The organism is Paracoccus denitrificans (assembly GCF_900100045.1).
Classification (GTDB): Bacteria; Pseudomonadota; Alphaproteobacteria; order Rhodobacterales; family Rhodobacteraceae; genus Paracoccus; species Paracoccus denitrificans.
The window spans coordinates 22,098-39,231 of record NZ_FNEA01000028.1; the positions used below are offsets into that span (position 1 = coordinate 22,098).

The following is a 17,134-nucleotide window of genomic DNA, read 5'->3' on the forward strand; positions in this document are numbered from 1 at the left end:
ATGTGATGCGCATCGTCGATCTGAGCATGCCGGTCCGGGACCATTTCCGATGGAAGCCGGAGATCACCGTCAAAGGCAACAAAAGTGCCGGCGACCAGTTCCGGGTGACCCGCCTCGGCACCACCTGCCACGGGTTCAGCCACGTCGATGCGCAGGCACATTTCATCGCGGATGGCCCGACCATCGAAGCCACCCCATTGGATCAGGTCGTAGGCGCGGCGCGGGTCTTTGACCTGTCGGCGATCGGCCCTGACACTGAGATCACGCCGGAAATCCTGGCCGCCGCCGATCCCGGCGGCAAGCAGGGTGACATCATCCTGCTCGCCACCCGCTGGGACACCAGGCGTGACCATGAAACCCGGGCCTTCTGGACAGAGGCCCCCTGGTTGAACCGGGCGGCGGCCGAATGGCTGTGGACGTTGCGGCCCCGTGCGCTGGCGGTGGACTTCCCGCAGGATTATCCGATCCGCCTGCTGCTGGACGGGATCGAGGTGCCGGACGCCGAGCATGTCACCCATGACGTGCTGCTGCGCAACGGCGTGACGCTGATCGAATATGTGGTGAACACGGCCGCATTGACGCAGTCGCGTGTCTTCCTGAGCGCGGCTCCGCTGAAGATCGAGAATGCCGACGGTGCTCCGGCGCGGATCTATGCAATCGAAGGCTTGCCGCTATGAACGCTTCCCCGAATTCGTCCCCCTTGGGGACACAGCTGCAGCGGATCGCCGATCTCGGCTTCCGCCTGATCGAAGCGGTGCTGGTCCTGATCTTCACCGGGCTGATCGTGCTGGTCTTTTCCAATGTGGTGATGCGCTATCTGCTCGACACCGGGCTTGTCGTGACCGATGAAGTATCGCGCATGATGTTCGTCTGGATCTGCTTTCTGGGCGCCATCGTCGTGGCCCGCCGCAACGAGCATCTGGACGTCGACCTGCTGACCGCGCATATGTCGCCGGCTACGGCGCATGTCGCCCGCATGGTTGCGCTGCTGGGTGTCATCGTCTGCTGTGTCGTTCTGGGTGTAGGGGCCTGGCAGCAAACGATGTTCAACACCAGCAATATCGCTCCAGCCTCGGGCCTGCCGACCGCCGTGACCTATGCCGCCCCCTTCGTGGGCGCTGTGGGCATCGGGCTGGTCAGCCTGACCGAACTTATTTCCCTGCTGATCCGCGGGCCGCGCCCCCCCGCCGAAAATACGGTCGAACACATCACAGAGAAGGGCAAGGCAGAATGATCCTCCTCGTCTTCATCCTGTCGCTTCTTGCAGCGATCCTGATCGGTATCCCGATCGCCTTCGGCCTGATCCTGTCCGGCATCGTCATGATGTGGTGGCTTGGTGCGCTGGACTGGCAGCTGATCGCGCTGCAGATGACCAATGGCGCCGACAGCTTCCCCCTGCTGGCGATCCCCTTCTTCATGCTGGCCGGTGAGGCGATGAATGCCGGCGGCATTTCCAAGCGCCTTGTCAACTTCGGCATGACGCTTGTCGGCCACAAGCGCGGAGGTCTGGGCTATGTGACCATCGTCGCGGCGCTGCTGCTGGCCAGCCTTTCCGGATCCGCCGTGGCTGATACCGCAGTTCTGGCAGGCATGCTGCTGCCGATCATGCGGCAGGCGGGCTACGACATCAATCATTCCGGCGGTCTGATCGCTTCGGGCGGCATCATCGCGCCGATCCTGCCTCCTTCGATCGGCTACATCGTCTTCGGTGTGGCGGGTGGCGTGTCGATCACCAAGCTGTTCATGGCGGGCATTGCCCCCGGCATCATGATGGCGCTGACCCTTGCCGTCACCTGGTGGTTCCTTTCCCGGAACTCCGAGGTCAGCGTGCCGCAGCGTGCGCCGCTGCGCGAGGTGCTGAAAGCAGCCGGTCAGGCAAGCCTTGCCTTCATCCTTCCGGTGATCATCATCGTCGGTCTGAAAGCCGGAATATTCACCCCGACCGAGGCCGGTGTCGTGGCCTGTGTCTATGCGATCTTCATCGGTATGTTCGTCTACCGCGAACTGCACCCGAAGATGCTGTATCACGTCATGATCGCCGCGGTTCGCACCACGGCCTCGGTGATGCTTCTGGTCGCGGCGGCCTCGATCACCGCCTATCTGGTGGCCATCGCCAACATTCCCGGCGTGATTGGCGACATGCTCAGCGGTGTGCGCGAACATCCGGTGCTGCTGATGCTGGTCATCATGACGATCATTCTGGTCGTCGGAACTGCGCTGGACTTCATCCCGACCATCCTGATCCTGACGCCTGTGCTGCTGCCGATCGCCAAAAGCGCGGGGATCGATCCGGTCTATTTCGGTGTCATGTTCATCATGGCAGGCGCCATCGGCCTGCTGACGCCACCAGTGGGCGCGGTGCTGAACGTGGTCTGCGCCGTGGGCAACATGCGCTACACGGATGCCGTGCGGGGTGTCGTGCCCTTCCTGATCGTGCAGGCCTTCCTGATCTTGCTGCTGGCCCTGTTCCCACAGCTGGTGATCGTGCCCGCGAACTGGTTCTACTGATCTGAAAGGATAGCTGCATGCTTCTGGGTGCAATCGCCGATGACCTGACCGGGGCGACCGACCTCTCGCTGATCCTGTCTCGGGCCGGAATGTCAGTGATCCAGGTCGTTGGCGTACCGGACGAAGGGGACGATTTCGGGAATGCCGATGCCGTCGTGGTGGCGCTGAAATCGCGAACCATCCCGGCCGCAGAGGCGGTGGAGCAATCGCTCGCCTCGGCCCGGGTGCTGCGAGCGCGCGGCGCGCGGCAGTTGTATTTCAAATACTGCTCCACCTTCGATTCCACGGCCGAGGGCAATATCGGGCCCGTCACCGATGCCCTGCTCGACTTGATCGGCGAGACGCGCACGGTGGCCTGTCCGGCTTTCCCGCAGAATGGCCGCACGGTCTATCAGGGTCATCTTTTCGTCGGCAGCCAGTTGCTCAGCGACAGCCCGATGAAAGATCATCCGCTGACGCCGATGCGCGATGCCGATCTGCGCCGCGTGCTGGCGGCGCAGACGGCGCGGCCCGTCGATCTGGTGGCGCATGCGACGGTGGCGCAGGGCGCCGAAGCCGTCGCCGCCGCACTGGCGGGAGCCCAGGGCATCGCGATCACCGATGCGATCTGCAACGCCGATCTGATGACGCTGGGCAAGGCGCTGGCAGGCTATGGCCTTGTCACCGGCGGGTCGGCGCTGGCCCTGGGCCTGCCGCAGAACTTCCGCGCCGCCGGATTGCTTGCCGAAGACGCGGGCAATGCCGATTTCACCGCCCCGAAAGGGCCAGGCATCATGCTGGCCGGTTCCTGCTCTGCCGCAACCCGGCAGCAGGTTGCCCGCGCCGAGGCCAACGGTATTGCCACACTCGCACTGGACCCGTTGGCGATTGCCAGTGGCGAGACCCGCATCGAAGACGCCTTGGCCTTTATCGCCGCCCATGCAGGCGATCCCCGGCCGCCGCTGCTTTACTCCTCTGCGGATCCAGAGGCAGTGGCGCAGGCGCAGGAAAAGCTGGGCCGCGCCCAAGCGGGCGTGGTGGTCGAGGCCTTCCTGTCCGGTGTTGCGCGCAAGCTGGCCGAGGCGGGCACCCGCCGCTTCATCGTGGCCGGAGGCGAAACCTCAGGCGCGGTCGTCGAGGCCTTGGAGGCCATGGCCGTCCGCATCGGCCCCGAGATCGACCCCGGCGTTCCATGGGTGGTTTCGACCGATCCCGTGGCCCCGATGGCGCTGGCCCTGAAATCGGGCAATTTCGGCTGCGAGGACTTCTTCGCCAAGGCATGGGACATGTTGGCATGACGGCGATCCTGTCGGAGGAAACCCGGATGCGCGATCAGATCGCGGCTGTCGGAAAATCCGTTTTCGACCGTGGGCTGACCGCCGGCTCTACTGGCAACATCAGCGTCCGCTTGGGCGATGGCAGGCTGCTGATGACGCCGACCAATACCAGCCTCGGCGTGCTGGACCCGGCCCGGCTGTCGCTGCTGGATGCGGATTGCAACCATTTGTCAGGCGACAAGCCGACAAAGGAAGCCTTTCTGCACGGCTGCATGTATTGCCGACGCGCCGGTGCAAATGCCGTGGTGCACCTGCATTCCACCCATGCGGTGGCGGTCAGCATTCTGGCAGATACCGATCCCGAAGATGCCCTGCCGCCGCTGACGGCCTACTACGCCATGCGGGTCGGGCATTTGCCGATGGTGCCCTATTACGCGCCGGGAGATGATGCTCTGGCCCTGGCGGTGAAAGAGCGGGCGGGCTCTGCACATGCTGTGCTGCTGGCCAACCACGGGCCCGTGGTGGCGGGAAAAACCTTGCTCGATGCACAATATGCAGCCGAGGAACTAGAGGAGACGGCGAAACTTCATCTGATGTTGCAGGAGCGCAAACTGAATATCCTGCCACGGGCCGAGGCCGATCGGCTGAGCGCGATCAGCTCTGCCGGATGAGGTGCGTGCGACCGGCGTTGCAGCGCTGCCTCGGTGTTGATGTGCCAGATGAAATGAGGGAGGCATTCTGGATGTGACCCGCCGATTGCACCGGCAAAGATCGAAGAAGGGTCAACCGTCCAGAGCAGACAGGCATCGCTCGACCTTCTCTGTCGATCAGGGTTTGCTGGGGCGGGTGTGGTCGTTCGTCCCCTCCGCAGCGAAGGCCCGCTTCCCGCCTGACATGTCGCCGCCCCCCTCAGCCCTCTACCTGCGAGGTGAGGCTTCTTCGGATCTGCTGCCCATCCCGTCCCGGCGGTGATCCGAACAGGCGGCGATATTCCCGGCTGAACTGCGACGGGCTCTCATAGCCGATGGCGTAGCCGATCCGGGCGACATCGGCGTCGTCTGAGAGCAGCAGGCGGCGCGCCTCCTGCAGCCGAAGCTGTTTCTGGTACTGAACCGGCGTCATCGCCGTGACCACCTTGAAATGGCGGTGGAAGGTCGCGGGGCTCGCGGATGTTGTGCAGGCTGGTCAGCCGATTGTTGGCCAGATCGAAGCGTGGGCACAAGCGCAAGGCGTAAACCTCGATGAGCACTGGAAAGTACCGCTTTCGATCAAAGTCAAACAGCGAATGTTGACGCGGGGATTGAATGCGATCCCGCACGATTTCGTAGATCGTTGGGTCGGATTGTTCGAGGCATTCTCACCACAAGACGCACAATAGCGATGTCTCAATCCGCTCGCAAACCCAGCGGACTTCCGCTTCCCGCCCCGTCGGGCGATTAAGTTGCGATGAAGCTGGTTCCGATGCTGCGACTGCGCACGGCAGTTTTGTCCCGCATAGCCGCCCCGCTGGTCATACCCGGTTTCGTTGAGCGCTGCTCTCCGGTTTCCCGACTGTCATCAAGCGGTGTCTTCCCCGCACCCCCTGCCGCTATGCGGGCAGTTCCTTCAGTGGGTTGACGTAAGGCACCCCCAGCGGTGCGAAATGCCGTTCGTTGGCGGTCATCACCGTCAGGCCATGCGCGGCGGCCGTGGCGGCGATAGCAATATCCTCGAAACCCGGATCATGGGCGCGCGCCCGGTCGAGGATCGCGCCGGCATGACGCGCTTCCTCAATGCCGAAAGGCAGGATCCGGCTGGCATAGAAATGCTCGACGGCGGCCAGCCAGCGGCGCAACGCCGGGGCCTTGGTACTCGCGCCGATCCTGATTGCGCGGGCAATGCCGGCCTCGATCTCGGCGATGGAGATGGCCGAGAGATAGAGCCGGTCGCTCTGGGCGCGCATCCAGGCGGCAAGAGCCTCGGCATCGGCATCACGCCGCGTCGGCGCGAAGGCCGAGAGAATATTGGTGTCGAGCAAATACAAGCTTCAGAGGCCCGGATCCCGCAGCGCCCGCGCAGGCTTGCGGGCGCGTTCGGGGATGTCCTCCGCATCGCCGGGGAAGGCCAGCAGCAGATCGGCGAAATCCGGCACCCGGGAGATGCGCTGCCATTCCTCGAAGGACAGCAGCACCGCCTCCTTGCGGCCGTGCCGGGTGATCACCGTCGGCTCGCCAGCCACGGCCTGATCGACCACGGCAGAGAGCGTCGCCTTCGCATCCCTGAGCTGGAGTTCCTTCATGGCTGATCCTCACGATGACTATCTGTAGTCATATGGGATGGTCCCGCTGATCGTCAAGGTGATCGGCTCTACAACCCCAGCCCGCGCTTGCGGCCGAAGCTCCAATCCACGCCGCCATCGCCGCGCACGACCCCGGAGACGTGTTGGCCCAGATGGCGTTCGAGCGAGGGCGTCCAGGGCACCAGCTTGAAACCCAGCCCGTCGTCGATCATGGCGAAGCGACCCGAGGCCAGGGCGAAGCGCCGGCGATAGGTGCCCGCAATGGTGTCGCCCCTGGCCGCGCGCTCGAACGACAGGCCGGTCTCGGCGGCAAGCTTCTCGGCCAGCGCGCCGATCTCACGCTCGCGCAGCCGGTCGAGCAGCCGGCGGGCGAAGACGATGCGGCTGCCCTGCCGTTCGGCCAGACCCTCCCCGATCAGATGTTCCGTGCGCCGCTGCATCGTCTGGCGCACCTCGGCGCCGAAACCGGCCTCCGACAGCACCGCGGGATCGCGAGAGACCGCCTGGCGATCAAGCCATGTGGCGCCGCTCGCGGTCACCTGGGCGCGGATATCCAGATCGGAGCGGACAGCCAGGGCGGTGCGGCGCACGCCCTTCGCATCCTCGTAGGACCGCAGCTCGACGATGGAGCCGGGCGCGCTGTCGCCCGCGGCGTCGAAATGCGGCAGCCGGATATGATGGGTGCGGCCATCGACACCGTCGATCACCGCATAGGCGGTCCCCTTCAACTCGTCGTCATGGCCGCGCTCGACCAGCCGGCCGAGGATCGGACCATCGGCCTTCTCGCTGGCGAAGACGTAGTCCGAAACCCCGCGATCGATCCCCTGCCCCGACAGCGCCCGATGGATGCGCTTGATGATGTCGCCGCGCTCGCCGAGATCGCGCAGCACGGTCTCGGCCTCGCGCCGGATCACCCATTGCGCCTGCCCGACCCGATCGGCCAGGCCGAGGCGTTCCAGATGCCGCAGCCGGCCGACCTTCTGCGGCAGGAAATCGTCGCGCGGACCGTCGATGCCCGGCGCCATGTCGATGACGCCGGACTTGCCGGCGTCGCGGACCAGCTGGCGGTCGAGCGCGGTCCAGCGTTCCGCCTCGACCTGCCGCATCAGGCTGCGGCGGATCTCGTGGTCATGGCGCGGCCCCAGTTCCCGGGTGATCAGGTCCTGCGCCCGGTCGCGCAAGCCTTCCCGGATGTAGTCGCGGGAGATGACCAGGTCCTTGCCGTCATCCGCCCGCCCCCGCAGGATGACATGGACATGGGGATTGTCAGTGTTCCAGTGATCGACGGCGATCCAGTCCAGTTCGGTGCCGAGATCCTTTTCCGCCTGCGCCATGAGGTCCCGGGCGAACTGTTTCAGGTCCGCCATGTCGGCGGCATCCTCGGGCGAGACGATGAAGCGGAAATGATGGCGGTCGTCCTCGCTGCGCTCGGCGAATTCCCTGATGTCCGCATCGTCGCTGCTCGGATCGAACATGTGGGCCTTTTCTCCGTCGCGGGCGACGCCGTCGCGGCCGAGATAGCCCAGATGCCGGGGCAGCGCGGCGGCCTGCCCGATTCTGCGCACCACCCGGACCTTGACGGTGCAGAGCCGGGTGCGGCGGGTGATCAGCCTGTTGGCGCGGACGGCAGCAGTTCGGCCCCGGCCGAAGCGCGAGGCACCCGGCGACACGATCCTGCCGCTGCGCGAGACGCGCCCGCCGGCCTTCTGGGCGGCGGCCAGCGCCTGGGCCACGAAAGGCCGGGCACGCTGGCTGCGGCTGGAGCGGATGCGCCCCGAGCGAATGCGGAAATCGTCCTCGTTGCTCATCGGCCGATCTCCTGCGAGGTGCGGGATTCGTTCAAAAACCTGCATAATCTGCGAAGCCGCGAGGTGCGGTTTGGCGCCGCGAGGTGCGCAAATGCCTCGAAAACCCTGCAAACACCCCCGACCGCCCTGCCCGCACCTCGCGGGCTTTTATCTTGCCGTCCTAAAAGCGCCGCGACCCACCGGGACGCGGCGCGCCATTCTTCGCTGAGATTCGCCGCAGTGCGATTTCCGCAATTGGGAATCATGAGGGACCTCCCAGGCGGGATCGCCCCCGGCGGGCGCTGTCGGGCTGAGGAAAATCGGGAAGCGGATCGTCCGGCAGGGTGAATTTCCGCTGCCAGGAATGCCACGCCGCGGTGACGGCACCGGTGCCGGGAAACAGATCGTCGAGCCTGTCCTCGGGCCGCGCGGCGACCATCTCGAAGGCCCAGTGGCAGACGGCTTCCGGCTTGGCGCCGGTCAGGCCGCGGCGCAGGGTGATGCTTTCCTGCACCCAGTCGCGCAGCACCAGACGCTTGCTGACCACCGGTTTGCGCGCGGGTTTGACGATCACTGGTTCCCAGGCATAGGCGACCGGCACATTGCGCTTGAAGGCCGCGAAACCCTTCACCCAGGCCATCCAGCGCGCGCCGGTTCGCTCGACCAGCGGCGCGAGCACGGCGAACGAGCGCGGCGTCGCGGCGGCGTGCAGGATCCAGCCGTCGTAGTCCCGTTCCAGCCGTTCGATCAGCGCCGCGTGATCGACCTCGCCGGCGTAATCGGAACGGTCGCGGTAGAGATGCGCACAGCCGATATAGGGTGGGTCCGCATAGGCGATCCTCATGGGTTGGGCCCTCCGAATGCACGCATCGCAAGACAAATGGAATGATTTTTCATTGCGCTGACCCGGCGTCGGATCGGCGGATGAAGAGGGTGTCGGATTGCGGTGCGGCGGCGTCTGGAGCGGTGTCGGACGGTTCAGCAGGCGGTTCCGGATCGGCAGCCAATGCACCATCGGACAGCACTGGTTCTGCAGCGGACCGGCGCACGAACAGACCGCCGAGCTGTGGTCGTTCCGCATCCGGGCCGTCGGTCGTGCTGCCGGCGAAGAGCGGCGCCTCGCGCCAATCCGGCGGCGCTGCGGCGACGGAACTCGTGCCGAGAAGCGGATCACCGCCCAGCATCGACGCCAGCGTGGCGACATAGGCACGGGTCTCGGCCGGAAGGGTCCGGCCCGAGACCAGATGCTCGTCGTAGCGTCCCGGCCCGGCATTGTAAGCCGCCAGCATGCCGGAGATGGTGCCGTAGCGGTCATGCATCTCGCGGAGATAGGCGGCGCCCGCAAGAATGTTGTCGCGGGGGTCGAACGGATCGCCGCCGAGACCATGGCGGGCGCGCAGCGCCGCCCATGTCTTCGGCATGATCTGCATCAGCCCCATGGCGCCCTTGGGTGAGACAGCGCGCGGATTGCCGCGGCTTTCGACATGCTGCACGGCGCGGATCCAGCCGGGCGGGATGCCGAAGCGCAGCGAGGCTTCCGCGACATGGGCCGCGAAGGGATCGCGGGTCTGTTGCGCGGCCGGCTGCACGGTCTGCGTCAGCAGGCCGGCAGCCGGGACGGCGGCGAAGGACAGGCCGGAAAGAAGAAGGACTGCGGCACAACGGGCGGCGCCAGCCCGCCCGTCCGCAATTCGGTGAACAGATTGCGGCATGGCTCAGTCCCGCTCGTCGCGCTTTCTGGGACGCGACCAGTGCAGGCCCCAACTGCGGCCCTGCTCGTCGGACTGGAACAGACGGGCGCGGATCGGCTGCACGAGGGCGGGATCGTCAAGGGCGACCGAGATATAAGTTCCGGCCTTCTCGCCGCTATGGGTCCAGCCGGCGCCGATCTCCGGGCCGTCCTCGCCGTCAAGATGGATCCGGTAATCCGGGGCCTTCTCGATATCGGCATTGTGGGTGGGCACGAAGACCAGGTTCAGGTCGAGGGTGACGGTACGGATGCGGCCCTCGTAGCCCGATTGCGTGCGGGTGAATTCTCCGATCTGTGGCATCGTGTATATCCTTCGCTTGATGGTTGGTAGTGGGATCAGAGGCCGCTTTCCGCCCCAATTGCGGGCCGGCGAAAGCGGCCGTCGCCCGCCGTATCGGTCCAGAGCGGGACGATGCGGGCGGTGACGCTGCCGAGCGGGAGCGGGCCGAAATAGCGGCCGTCGAGACTGTCCCCGACGTCCCGGTTCATGAGAAAGATCTCTCCCCCGACGATCAGCCGGCAGCCCCGCCAGACGGGCAGCGGCCGGCCGAGGCTGTCGCGTTCGCGCGCCTCGCCGACGGCCTGGCTGTCGACGGTGATCGTGGTTTCCTCGCGGCAGACCCGCGTGCCGGGAAGCGCGGCGACGCGCTTCAGCAGCGGCACGCCGGGGCCGATATAGCCGCGCGCGGTGACGAACTGCGCCAGAGGTTCGGGCGGCGTGACCGCGACCAGATCGCCGAGGGCGAGGTTGATCGGCGGCTCTACGCGATAGAGCCCGAGCGGCAGGCTGGCGGAAGCATTCCAGATCAGCCGGGGCGCGATCTCGGTGACGGAGATGCCGCCGATCACCAGAACCGCGAGAGCGGTTGCGGCGAGATAGGTGATGCGGTTTCTGCGGGTCATGACGCGCCTCCGTGGTCCGCAGGATTGTCGGTGGGCGCGTTGCCGACTGCATCGCCGTCGGTCGCGGCATCACCTGCGACTGTGCTCATGGTCGGACTGTCGTCGGCGGCAGCATCGCTCGCCGGCGCGCCACCCAGCACCGCGTTCAGCGCGGCCTCGCTGCGCAGGATGGCGCGGCCGATGGCCTCGGGGATCTGCGGCACCACCGCATCGCCGAAGGCCTCGACGATCAGGCTGGCTGCAGATGTCCCCTTGCGATTGCCGAGCGCAATGCGCGTGCGAGCCAGCCAGGCGGAAACCCCATCATCCACCCGTATGTGATGGGCAAGGCCGCCGTTCCAGTGAGGCCATGGCTCCGCAAGATCGCCGCCAAAGCCCGCGCGCCCGCCCATTTGTCCGGCGCCCGGTCGGTCATCGCACCATCCATCGCTCTGGCCATCACCGCGTCCATGGTCGGCGATTTGCGCCGGTCGTAGGCCGGACTCCAGCCGTCCATGCGGCTGTCGCGCTTGGTCGGCGTCGGTAAGGTTTCGGGTTCCCGGTGCAGCGGTCTGTCGAAATGCAGCGCCTCGCCGATCGTCGGGCTGCGGTCGAAACGGTCCTGATCCGAGGTCATCCTGCCCTTGTGCTTCCGCAGCACGCTCCCCCGTGGCGCCGCATTCGCCGTCGGCGTGCCCATCATCCCCGCATGGCGGCTGTTGTGGCGCTGAAGCTGGCTCAGCAGATCGCCCCGGCCGCCGCGATCCGCGTCCGTCTTCCGCGGCGTCGCCAGGATCATCCGCAGCGGATATGTCGAGCCCGCCCCGCCACCCGCCCCGTCCTTCATCCCGTCCGAGGCCATCGGCGTCGGCAGCGGGCGATTGCGGAACAGCTCGGAAAGCCCCGACTCCCTCATCGCCTTCCGCGCCCCCGATCCGCCCTCCAGCCGCATGCCGCCCTGCTGGGATTGCGACACGGGTGTCGGCAAGCTGCCGTGGGTCGCAGCCGATGAGCCAGGACCGCTTGCGGACATGGTTGGCGCCGATATCCGCAGCACCCACCACGCATGGCCAGCAGGCGTAGCCGAGCGCTTCCAGCGCATCGAGCAACCGGTCGGCGCCGCGAGTTCGCAAGTTAGAGCTATTCTCAAAAGCGAACCAGCGAGGGCGGCACTCTCCGACCAGGCGCACGGCCTCGAGGTAGAGGCCCGAGCGTTCGCCCTCGATCCCCTTCCCCTTCGTGTTGGCGCTGCTGATGTCCTGGCAGGGCGGCGAGCCGACGACGATGTCGGGCAGGCAGCCGAGGTCGGAAACAAGTCGAGTTGCCGTGAGGTCGCGGATATCGGCGTAGAGTCTGACATGCGGAAAATTCTCCGAATAGAGGATGCGGCGCCATTCCACGATCTCGCAGGCGGCGATGGTCATGAACCCCGCCCGGTGCAGGCCGAGAGACCAGCCGCCGGCGGCACCGCTGAACAGATCGAGCACATGCAGCGGCAGGGAAAGAGACGCACGCGGCATGGTCATGCCCCTACCCTCCGGCGCTTCAGCCATGCGGCATGCTGGGCCTTGGCGTAGGTCCGGAACGGCTCGCCTGCCGCAATGCGGTTGTGGACGTGCCGCCAGTGCTCCAGCGAGACCAAGCAGGGATCGATGCCCAGCGCCTCGACGGCATCCACCGCCTGCAGCACCCGCTCGACCTTCGGCCAGCCGCTGACCCGCAGCAGGATCTCCGCGCCGGGTCGTATGAAGGGCAGCGTCTGGAACGGCTCGCCCGGCGCGACAGCCCGCAGGATGTCCAGACGCGAGACCACGGTGCCGTAATCGTTGCCCGCCCAGCGCACGACGGCGAAGGTGCTGTCCGACGCAAAACCGACGGTCCGGCGCTGACGGTCGATCCGGTGCTCGTGGCAGAAGCGTCCGAAGCGCAGCCAGTGCTCGACCCGCTTCTCCTGCCAGATCAGGTCGACAAAGGTGGTCGAGCCAGGATCTGGCCTCGGCTGCTCAGGGTGACGAGCACTCATTCGTCACCCCCATTCATGGCACTGCCAGTCCACGAATTAAGGGACAAATCGGTGTTCTCCACCGACCGACGCGCGCCTACAAGGTTAGGATTCCTTAAGTTAGGTAAGTTAGGAGAGGCCGAATCCTTGTTCGGATTCAATATGGTTACATGGCGTTTCGGTTCCCGATAGCACGGGAGTCGGGTTCCGGATAGCACGGGTCGGTCGGTTCCTGATAGCACGGCTCTGTCCACAGCTTGTTCACAGGTTGGCCGTTCACCGACGCGCGGCGCGAGGCGCGGCGGCGAAGGGATTGGCGGGGGCTGGTTGGAAACACAGCCGCGGCAGCCCGTCGGAACCGACGGCCAGCGACAGGCGATAGCCGGGCAGCGGCTGTCTTTGGACGATGGCCCGGACTTCGAAGGCGAAGCGCTTAAAGGGCGACAGGCTGCCGGATTTCAGGTGCAGGTGCCGGAGATCGAAACTCCAGCCACCGGGCTGGCGGCCGCCGTGGCGGCGCACCAGACGGTAGAGCCAGCGCTCCAGCCCGCCCTTGAGGTCGAAATAAGCGCGGTCGATGGTCAGGACCAGCGCATCGTCCATCACCCCGGCATAGAACCAGTCGGGCAGGATCAGTTCGATCCCGAGCGGCCTGCGTTGATCGTCGAGCAGTTCCTTCCATTCGTTGATCCAGGAAAACCGGTGCCGCCGCCGTTCCGCCGGCTGGCGGATCGAGGTGGCGACCGTCGTCGATTGCAAGCGGTCGAGGGCGGCCTTGAGCCGCAGGTAGCTGCGGGCGGAATCGCCGCGCCGGATGAAGGTGAGGATCTCGTAGGGCGTCGCGGCCATCAGACGCGAGGTCCGCAAGCCCTGGTTGCGGGCCTCGACGATCTGGCTGGCCGCCCAGATCAGGATGTCGGCATCCCAGATCGTGGCCATGCCATGTTCCGGCGTCGCCTCCACGCGGATCGACACCGGCCCCATGTGGAAATCGATCGGCACAACGCGGCGGGACTTGGCCAACGAAAAGAACGGCCAGGACATCAGATCGCGGGAATCGCGGGCGGCAATGTCGCTGGCGACCGGCCGGAACAGTTCCATCTGCCGGCCGCCGCAGATGCGGCGCGCGGAAATGGGGGAACTCACCGCCCTGCCCTCCTCGCTTCGGCCAGCGTCCGGTCGGGCTTGCGGGCGATCTTTGCCATTTCCGAAGTAGATTGCCGCGCCGAGCCTTCGATCCAGGCGCGCAGGTCGGCAATCGTGTAGACGACACGACCGCCGAGCTTGCGGTAAACCGGACCGGTGCCGCCGCAGCGGTGCTTTTCCAGCGTGCGAGGCGAGAGGTCCAGAAGCCGGGCGGCTTCCTCGGTGCGCACGAAGCGCGGCCAGTCGGGATCGGGTTCGTTCTGCATCATCGGCCTCCGTCGCAGGATCCGCCGGAGAGGCGGGATTGCGGCGACGATGGCGCAAAAGCAGCATCAGGCCGGAGTGACAGAATGACGGCCCAATTTTTGTCACCCCCTCTCGTTGGGGGCCGGAGCCGGGTCGACGAAAAGCTTGGCCGTCTCACGAATCACCATTATACTGGGTGGTGCCGGATCGGGTGCCCGGCGACTCCTCCGGCATGAGACTGCGGGAGCGAGTTGCCAGGAATCTGCGCCGGCTGAGACAGGAGAAATCCCTGTCGCAGGAGGAGCTTGCCGACCGTGCGGACATCAACCGGAACTATGTCGGCATGCTGGAGCGCGAGGAGAACGCCGCGACCGTCGACATGCTGGAAAAGCTTGCCGCGGTGCTGGAGGTCGATCCGGTGGAACTACTCCGCCGCGACAAGGATTAGGCTGTCAGCGGCGACCCGCCCGTTTACGCGAGGATTCGCGGGTTTGCGCCGATTGCCGAAACGCGCTCAGGTCCATTCCGGAATGTGCGTATTCGAAAAATCCCGATACGCGGCGCGGATCGTTCCCCTAGAAAGGGATCGCCGGGTTCTTCATTCTGGGCACGGATCGGATAGAGGAGAGCCCAATGGCTGCTGACGCCTTCGAGGAAACCCCGCCGCAGTCCGAGCGGCTGACTGGCTACGACGAGGCCCATCTGACTACCTATCTGCGGCTTCTTGACGCAGAGGAGGAGGGGGCCGACTGGCGCGAGGTGGCCCGAATCGTCTTCGGCCTCGACGTCGCTGCCGATCCCGACCGGGCGAAGCGCATCCATGACAGCCATCTCGCCCGGGCGCGCTGGATGACCGAGGCCGGCTACCGCCAGATCCTGAAACCGCGCATGCGGTAACGCACCGAACGGCAGCCGTATTTGTCTGCGCTTTTGGGTCGGTTGCGACCTGCTTCGTATTCCCCGGCGCGATCTTCGCGCAATTGCCGGTTGTCCGCATACTCCCGGCATCCGACCCGCCTTTCCTTCCGATGGAGAACAGAGCCATGCCGTCTTCCACCGATTGGAGGTCTCCGGGCTATGACGACCGGTTCCGGGCGCTCGACCGTGCCCGGATGACCTTCCAGTTCCTGCGCCGCAACCGCCGCTATCGCGCGGAATATTCCCGGATCCGCAAACATATCGGGCGCGGAGTACCCCCCGCTGACAGCGTAAGAGAGGAGATCGCCCGGATGGCCCGCCGCTGGGGGCTGATGTTTCCCGGTCGATCCTGCCCTTCCGGCATCGGACGCCCAGCCGCTCTGGCGTCCTGATGCGTTCCCCGCCGCCCTGATCCTTACTGCGGCACCCGAAGGCTATGATCGGCCAGTGCTGCTCGGCCCGGACGATCTGCCGCTGGCGACGATCCTGCACGCCCGTGATGGACTGCACGGCATTATCGCTGACGACAGCGGTGATCACCGGATCTGGTTTCCTCACGGCATGGCCCGGATCCGGCTGGCCATCATCGTCCCGCTCGACGAGGATCTGATGCTTCGGCTGAACAGCATCCGGCGGTTTCATCGCCTGCTGACCGGCAAGCCGATCCGGCCGATCCCCTCCCTGCAGGCGCTGTCGGCATCCGAGCGGTACCGCGCCACCCTGATGCTGCGCGCCTGGGATGGAGCCGATTCCGGCGCCTCCCGCCGCGACATCGCCGGCGTGCTGTTCCGGTCGGATTTCAGCGGACTCAGCGCCGCCGAGTGGAAATCGGCCTCCGAACGCCGGCAACTGGCCCGCATCCTCGCCGAGGCACGGGCCATGATCGGCGGCGAATATCTTACGTTGCTGCGCGGCGATGTGCGACGACGACGCTGAACCGGCTTCCGCTGGCGGCGTCAGGCGCTCTCGATCTCGCTCGGGGTATCGAGGAGGAGATCGGCGGCTTCGGTCATCGCCTGCAGAAGGATGATCTGTGCCAGTTCCTCGTCGTGGGTCTGCATCCATCCTCTGGAGATCCGCTCCAGTTCCTCAAGCCGGTGCGGGTCGCGGCGGATCAGGGCGTTGGCCGCTTCGGCCATCAGTTCGGTCACGGTGGTCGGGCGGTTCATGGTTGTTCTCCGGTCCGGTTGCAGGGCTGAACCATTCGGCCCCTTCCACTGGCGCAGCCCCGCCAGGCGTATGCCTTGGCGGGGCTTCCGATCTCGCTGGCGCATTCAGGTGCCGTAGAGGTCGGTCTCGTATTGCGCTCGGCGCAGGCGGAGGAATGCTTCGATCTCTTCCGCAGTGGTCGCGCCGTATTCGACCATCTGGCCGAGCAATTCGAGGGCTTCATGGATATCGTTTCGGTCGAAGCCGAATTCGCATTCGGCGTGGATCTTCGCCGCGAGGGCGGTGGTTTCGGTTTCGCAGGGCATGGTCGGTCTCCTGTCGGGGCGCTGGTGGTGGCGGTCAGGCGATGACATCGTGGACCAGTTGGGCCATGGTCGGCAGGTGCTCGATCTCGACCTCGACCTTGATGTCGCCGTTCCTTCTGCGCGAAAAAACGGCCTCGATCCTGCTTTCCAGCCATGCGGTCGCGCATGCGTCGACCGGCCAGCCCGCCTTCGTTGCGGCAGCGCGGGCGGCGGCGAAGGGGATGACGATCTTGGCGGTGGTCATGGCGGTTCTCCTTGGCGTATTCGTGGGCCGTTTCCGGCGCTTCCGCCAGTGAGGTCAGATCAGGCCCGCCTTCTGAAGCCAGTTCGCTGCATCGCCGGCATCGGTTGCGTGGACAATGACCATCAGGGTCATGCTGTCGCGGCTGGTGCGGGCCTTGACCCCGGTATCGGCGTCCATGCCCATCTCGATGTCCTCGAGGTTGATGTGGCCTGCCAGCGGGTTGGCGGGGACGTTGATCTCGAATGTCGCGTTATGCATGGGCCTGTCTCCGGGTTCGGGGGCCGATCCGTCCGGCCCCTTCCACCACCCCGACCCCGCATTGCGGGGGAGCACGGCGCCGGCGGGTGTCGACCACCTGCGCGCCTTAAGAATAGTCTAGCAAAAACAAGGCCTTGATGCAAGTGGATTGTGGCGTTTTATCAATTATTTTCAGTCTCTTAGACGGCTTCCAAGCCCCTTGGCGCAGCGTCCGAAACACGCGGGTGGCTGCCCCCGTGCGCCGGCGGCATCCGTTTCCTTCTGCTCTGAAGCAAAATGCGCCGTGCCCGCCCACGCGCCGACGGTCATGCGAAGCCCATCGGTGGCGCCGTGGCGCTGCCTCGCTTTCCAGCCCCTTTTCCCAAGCCCCTGTTTCTTCTTCTC

25 protein-coding genes and 1 pseudogene are annotated in these 17,134 nt (G+C 65.9%); 10 read left to right on the plus strand and 16 right to left on the minus strand.

The annotated features are described in order from the left end of the window. The first annotated feature begins 5 nt into the window (after window positions 1-5). From BLT64_RS20200 to otnC, 5 genes are read left to right on the plus strand one after another with little or no spacing between them, the layout of a single operon-like run. Entirely contained in the window at window positions 6-677 is a 672-nt protein-coding gene (locus BLT64_RS20200) for a cyclase family protein (protein WP_011749637.1), read from the plus strand. Beyond that, window positions 674-1,234: a TRAP transporter small permease gene (locus BLT64_RS20205; protein WP_011749636.1), complete on the plus strand. Its 561-nt coding sequence runs from the start codon at window positions 674-676 to the stop codon at window positions 1,232-1,234. The genes BLT64_RS20200 and BLT64_RS20205 overlap by 4 nt, the downstream gene beginning before the upstream one ends. Continuing rightward, the gene (locus BLT64_RS20210) at window positions 1,231-2,508 is read left to right on the plus strand and encodes a TRAP transporter large permease subunit (RefSeq protein WP_011749635.1); all 1,278 of its coding nucleotides are present in this window, start codon (window positions 1,231-1,233) and stop codon (window positions 2,506-2,508) included. Before BLT64_RS20205 ends, BLT64_RS20210 begins: the two co-directional genes overlap by 4 nt. 17 nt (window positions 2,509-2,525) lie before the next feature. Next, on the plus strand, window positions 2,526-3,785 hold the full coding sequence (otnK, locus tag BLT64_RS20215; protein ID WP_011749634.1) for a 3-oxo-tetronate kinase: 1,260 nt from the start codon (window positions 2,526-2,528) through the stop codon (window positions 3,783-3,785). Continuing rightward, on the plus strand, window positions 3,782-4,435 hold the full coding sequence (gene otnC, locus BLT64_RS20220; RefSeq protein WP_011749633.1) for a 3-oxo-tetronate 4-phosphate decarboxylase: 654 nt from the start codon (window positions 3,782-3,784) through the stop codon (window positions 4,433-4,435). The genes otnK and otnC overlap by 4 nt, the downstream gene beginning before the upstream one ends. Window positions 4,436-4,673: 238 nt before the next feature. Here the strand turns inward: otnC and BLT64_RS20225 are convergent. Continuing rightward, a pseudogene (locus BLT64_RS20225) lies at window positions 4,674-4,928 on the minus strand (helix-turn-helix transcriptional regulator); the annotation flags it as partial. Between BLT64_RS20225 and BLT64_RS20230 the strand changes: the two are divergent. Next, entirely contained in the window at window positions 4,891-5,142 is a 252-nt protein-coding gene (locus BLT64_RS20230; protein WP_011749631.1) for a hypothetical protein, read from the plus strand. The pseudogene BLT64_RS20225 and the gene BLT64_RS20230 overlap by 38 nt on opposite strands. 210 nt (window positions 5,143-5,352) lie before the next feature. On the opposite strand, the gene BLT64_RS20235 is transcribed toward BLT64_RS20230, so the two are convergent. The 11 genes from BLT64_RS20235 to BLT64_RS20285 all read right to left on the minus strand — a co-directional run bounded on the left by BLT64_RS20235 (window position 5,353) and on the right by BLT64_RS20285 (window position 13,875). Beyond that, window positions 5,353-5,781, minus strand: coding sequence for a PIN domain-containing protein (locus BLT64_RS20235; protein ID WP_198140541.1), 429 nt, complete (start codon window positions 5,779-5,781; stop codon window positions 5,353-5,355). Window positions 5,782-5,790: 9 nt separating this feature from the next. Continuing rightward, window positions 5,791-6,042 (minus strand): type II toxin-antitoxin system Phd/YefM family antitoxin, encoded by a 252-nt coding sequence (locus tag BLT64_RS20240; protein WP_011749629.1) that lies wholly within the window; start codon window positions 6,040-6,042, stop codon window positions 5,791-5,793. Window positions 6,043-6,110: 68 nt separating this feature from the next. After that, window positions 6,111-7,850 carry a relaxase/mobilization nuclease domain-containing protein gene (locus tag BLT64_RS20245; protein ID WP_011749628.1) on the minus strand — a complete coding sequence of 580 codons (1,740 nt, stop codon included), beginning with the start codon at window positions 7,848-7,850 and terminating at the stop codon, window positions 6,111-6,113. 241 nt (window positions 7,851-8,091) lie between these two features. Next, window positions 8,092-8,673, minus strand: a complete 582-nt coding sequence (locus BLT64_RS20250; RefSeq protein WP_011749627.1) for a hypothetical protein — start codon at window positions 8,671-8,673, stop codon at window positions 8,092-8,094. A 49-nt stretch (window positions 8,674-8,722) separates the two neighbouring features. Further along, window positions 8,723-9,541 (minus strand): lytic transglycosylase domain-containing protein, encoded by an 819-nt coding sequence (locus tag BLT64_RS20255; protein WP_011749626.1) that lies wholly within the window; start codon window positions 9,539-9,541, stop codon window positions 8,723-8,725. 3 nt (window positions 9,542-9,544) lie between these two features. Continuing rightward, window positions 9,545-9,880, minus strand: coding sequence for a DUF736 domain-containing protein (locus tag BLT64_RS20260; RefSeq protein ID WP_011749625.1), 336 nt, complete (start codon window positions 9,878-9,880; stop codon window positions 9,545-9,547). Between the two features lie 35 nt (window positions 9,881-9,915). Beyond that, window positions 9,916-10,482: a S26 family signal peptidase gene (locus BLT64_RS20265; protein ID WP_011749624.1), complete on the minus strand. Its 567-nt coding sequence runs from the start codon at window positions 10,480-10,482 to the stop codon at window positions 9,916-9,918. Further along, the gene (locus tag BLT64_RS20270) at window positions 10,479-11,987 is read right to left on the minus strand and encodes a DNA cytosine methyltransferase (protein ID WP_011749623.1); all 1,509 of its coding nucleotides are present in this window, start codon (window positions 11,985-11,987) and stop codon (window positions 10,479-10,481) included. The genes BLT64_RS20265 and BLT64_RS20270 overlap by 4 nt, the downstream gene beginning before the upstream one ends. After that, the gene (locus BLT64_RS20275; RefSeq protein ID WP_011746483.1) at window positions 11,984-12,484 is read right to left on the minus strand and encodes a DUF2840 domain-containing protein; all 501 of its coding nucleotides are present in this window, start codon (window positions 12,482-12,484) and stop codon (window positions 11,984-11,986) included. The genes BLT64_RS20270 and BLT64_RS20275 overlap by 4 nt, the downstream gene beginning before the upstream one ends. Before the next feature lie 255 nt (window positions 12,485-12,739). After that, the gene (locus BLT64_RS20280) at window positions 12,740-13,609 is read right to left on the minus strand and encodes a replication initiator protein A (protein WP_011746482.1); all 870 of its coding nucleotides are present in this window, start codon (window positions 13,607-13,609) and stop codon (window positions 12,740-12,742) included. Beyond that, the gene (locus BLT64_RS20285) at window positions 13,606-13,875 is read right to left on the minus strand and encodes a helix-turn-helix transcriptional regulator (RefSeq protein WP_011746481.1); all 270 of its coding nucleotides are present in this window, start codon (window positions 13,873-13,875) and stop codon (window positions 13,606-13,608) included. The genes BLT64_RS20280 and BLT64_RS20285 overlap by 4 nt, the downstream gene beginning before the upstream one ends. A 212-nt stretch (window positions 13,876-14,087) precedes the next feature. Here BLT64_RS20285 and BLT64_RS20290 point away from each other — a divergent pair, with 212 nt between their 5' ends. The 4 genes from BLT64_RS20290 to BLT64_RS20305 all read left to right on the plus strand — a co-directional run bounded on the left by BLT64_RS20290 (window position 14,088) and on the right by BLT64_RS20305 (window position 15,709). Continuing rightward, complete coding sequence (locus BLT64_RS20290; RefSeq protein ID WP_041530016.1) at window positions 14,088-14,303, plus strand: helix-turn-helix domain-containing protein; 216 nt, start codon at window positions 14,088-14,090, stop codon at window positions 14,301-14,303. A 185-nt stretch (window positions 14,304-14,488) separates the two neighbouring features. Beyond that, window positions 14,489-14,752, plus strand: coding sequence for a DNA -binding domain-containing protein (locus BLT64_RS20295; RefSeq protein ID WP_011749622.1), 264 nt, complete (start codon window positions 14,489-14,491; stop codon window positions 14,750-14,752). Window positions 14,753-14,898: 146 nt separating this feature from the next. Continuing rightward, entirely contained in the window at window positions 14,899-15,165 is a 267-nt protein-coding gene (locus tag BLT64_RS27455) for a transcriptional regulator domain-containing protein (RefSeq protein ID WP_011749621.1), read from the plus strand. A 19-nt stretch (window positions 15,166-15,184) separates the two neighbouring features. After that, complete coding sequence (locus BLT64_RS20305) at window positions 15,185-15,709, plus strand: DUF2285 domain-containing protein (protein WP_375790557.1); 525 nt, start codon at window positions 15,185-15,187, stop codon at window positions 15,707-15,709. A gap of 20 nt (window positions 15,710-15,729) precedes the next feature. On the opposite strand, the gene BLT64_RS20310 is transcribed toward BLT64_RS20305, so the two are convergent. From BLT64_RS20310 to BLT64_RS20325, 4 genes are all read right to left on the minus strand, one after another. Further along, entirely contained in the window at window positions 15,730-15,942 is a 213-nt protein-coding gene (locus tag BLT64_RS20310; protein ID WP_011749619.1) for a hypothetical protein, read from the minus strand. Between the two features lie 105 nt (window positions 15,943-16,047). Continuing rightward, window positions 16,048-16,248, minus strand: coding sequence for a hypothetical protein (locus tag BLT64_RS20315; RefSeq protein WP_041530349.1), 201 nt, complete (start codon window positions 16,246-16,248; stop codon window positions 16,048-16,050). Window positions 16,249-16,282: 34 nt separating this feature from the next. Further along, entirely contained in the window at window positions 16,283-16,492 is a 210-nt protein-coding gene (locus BLT64_RS20320) for a hypothetical protein (protein ID WP_041530348.1), read from the minus strand. Window positions 16,493-16,546: 54 nt separating this feature from the next. Further along, window positions 16,547-16,750, minus strand: a complete 204-nt coding sequence (locus tag BLT64_RS20325) for a hypothetical protein (protein ID WP_011749618.1) — start codon at window positions 16,748-16,750, stop codon at window positions 16,547-16,549. Window positions 16,751-17,134 lie beyond the last annotated feature (384 nt).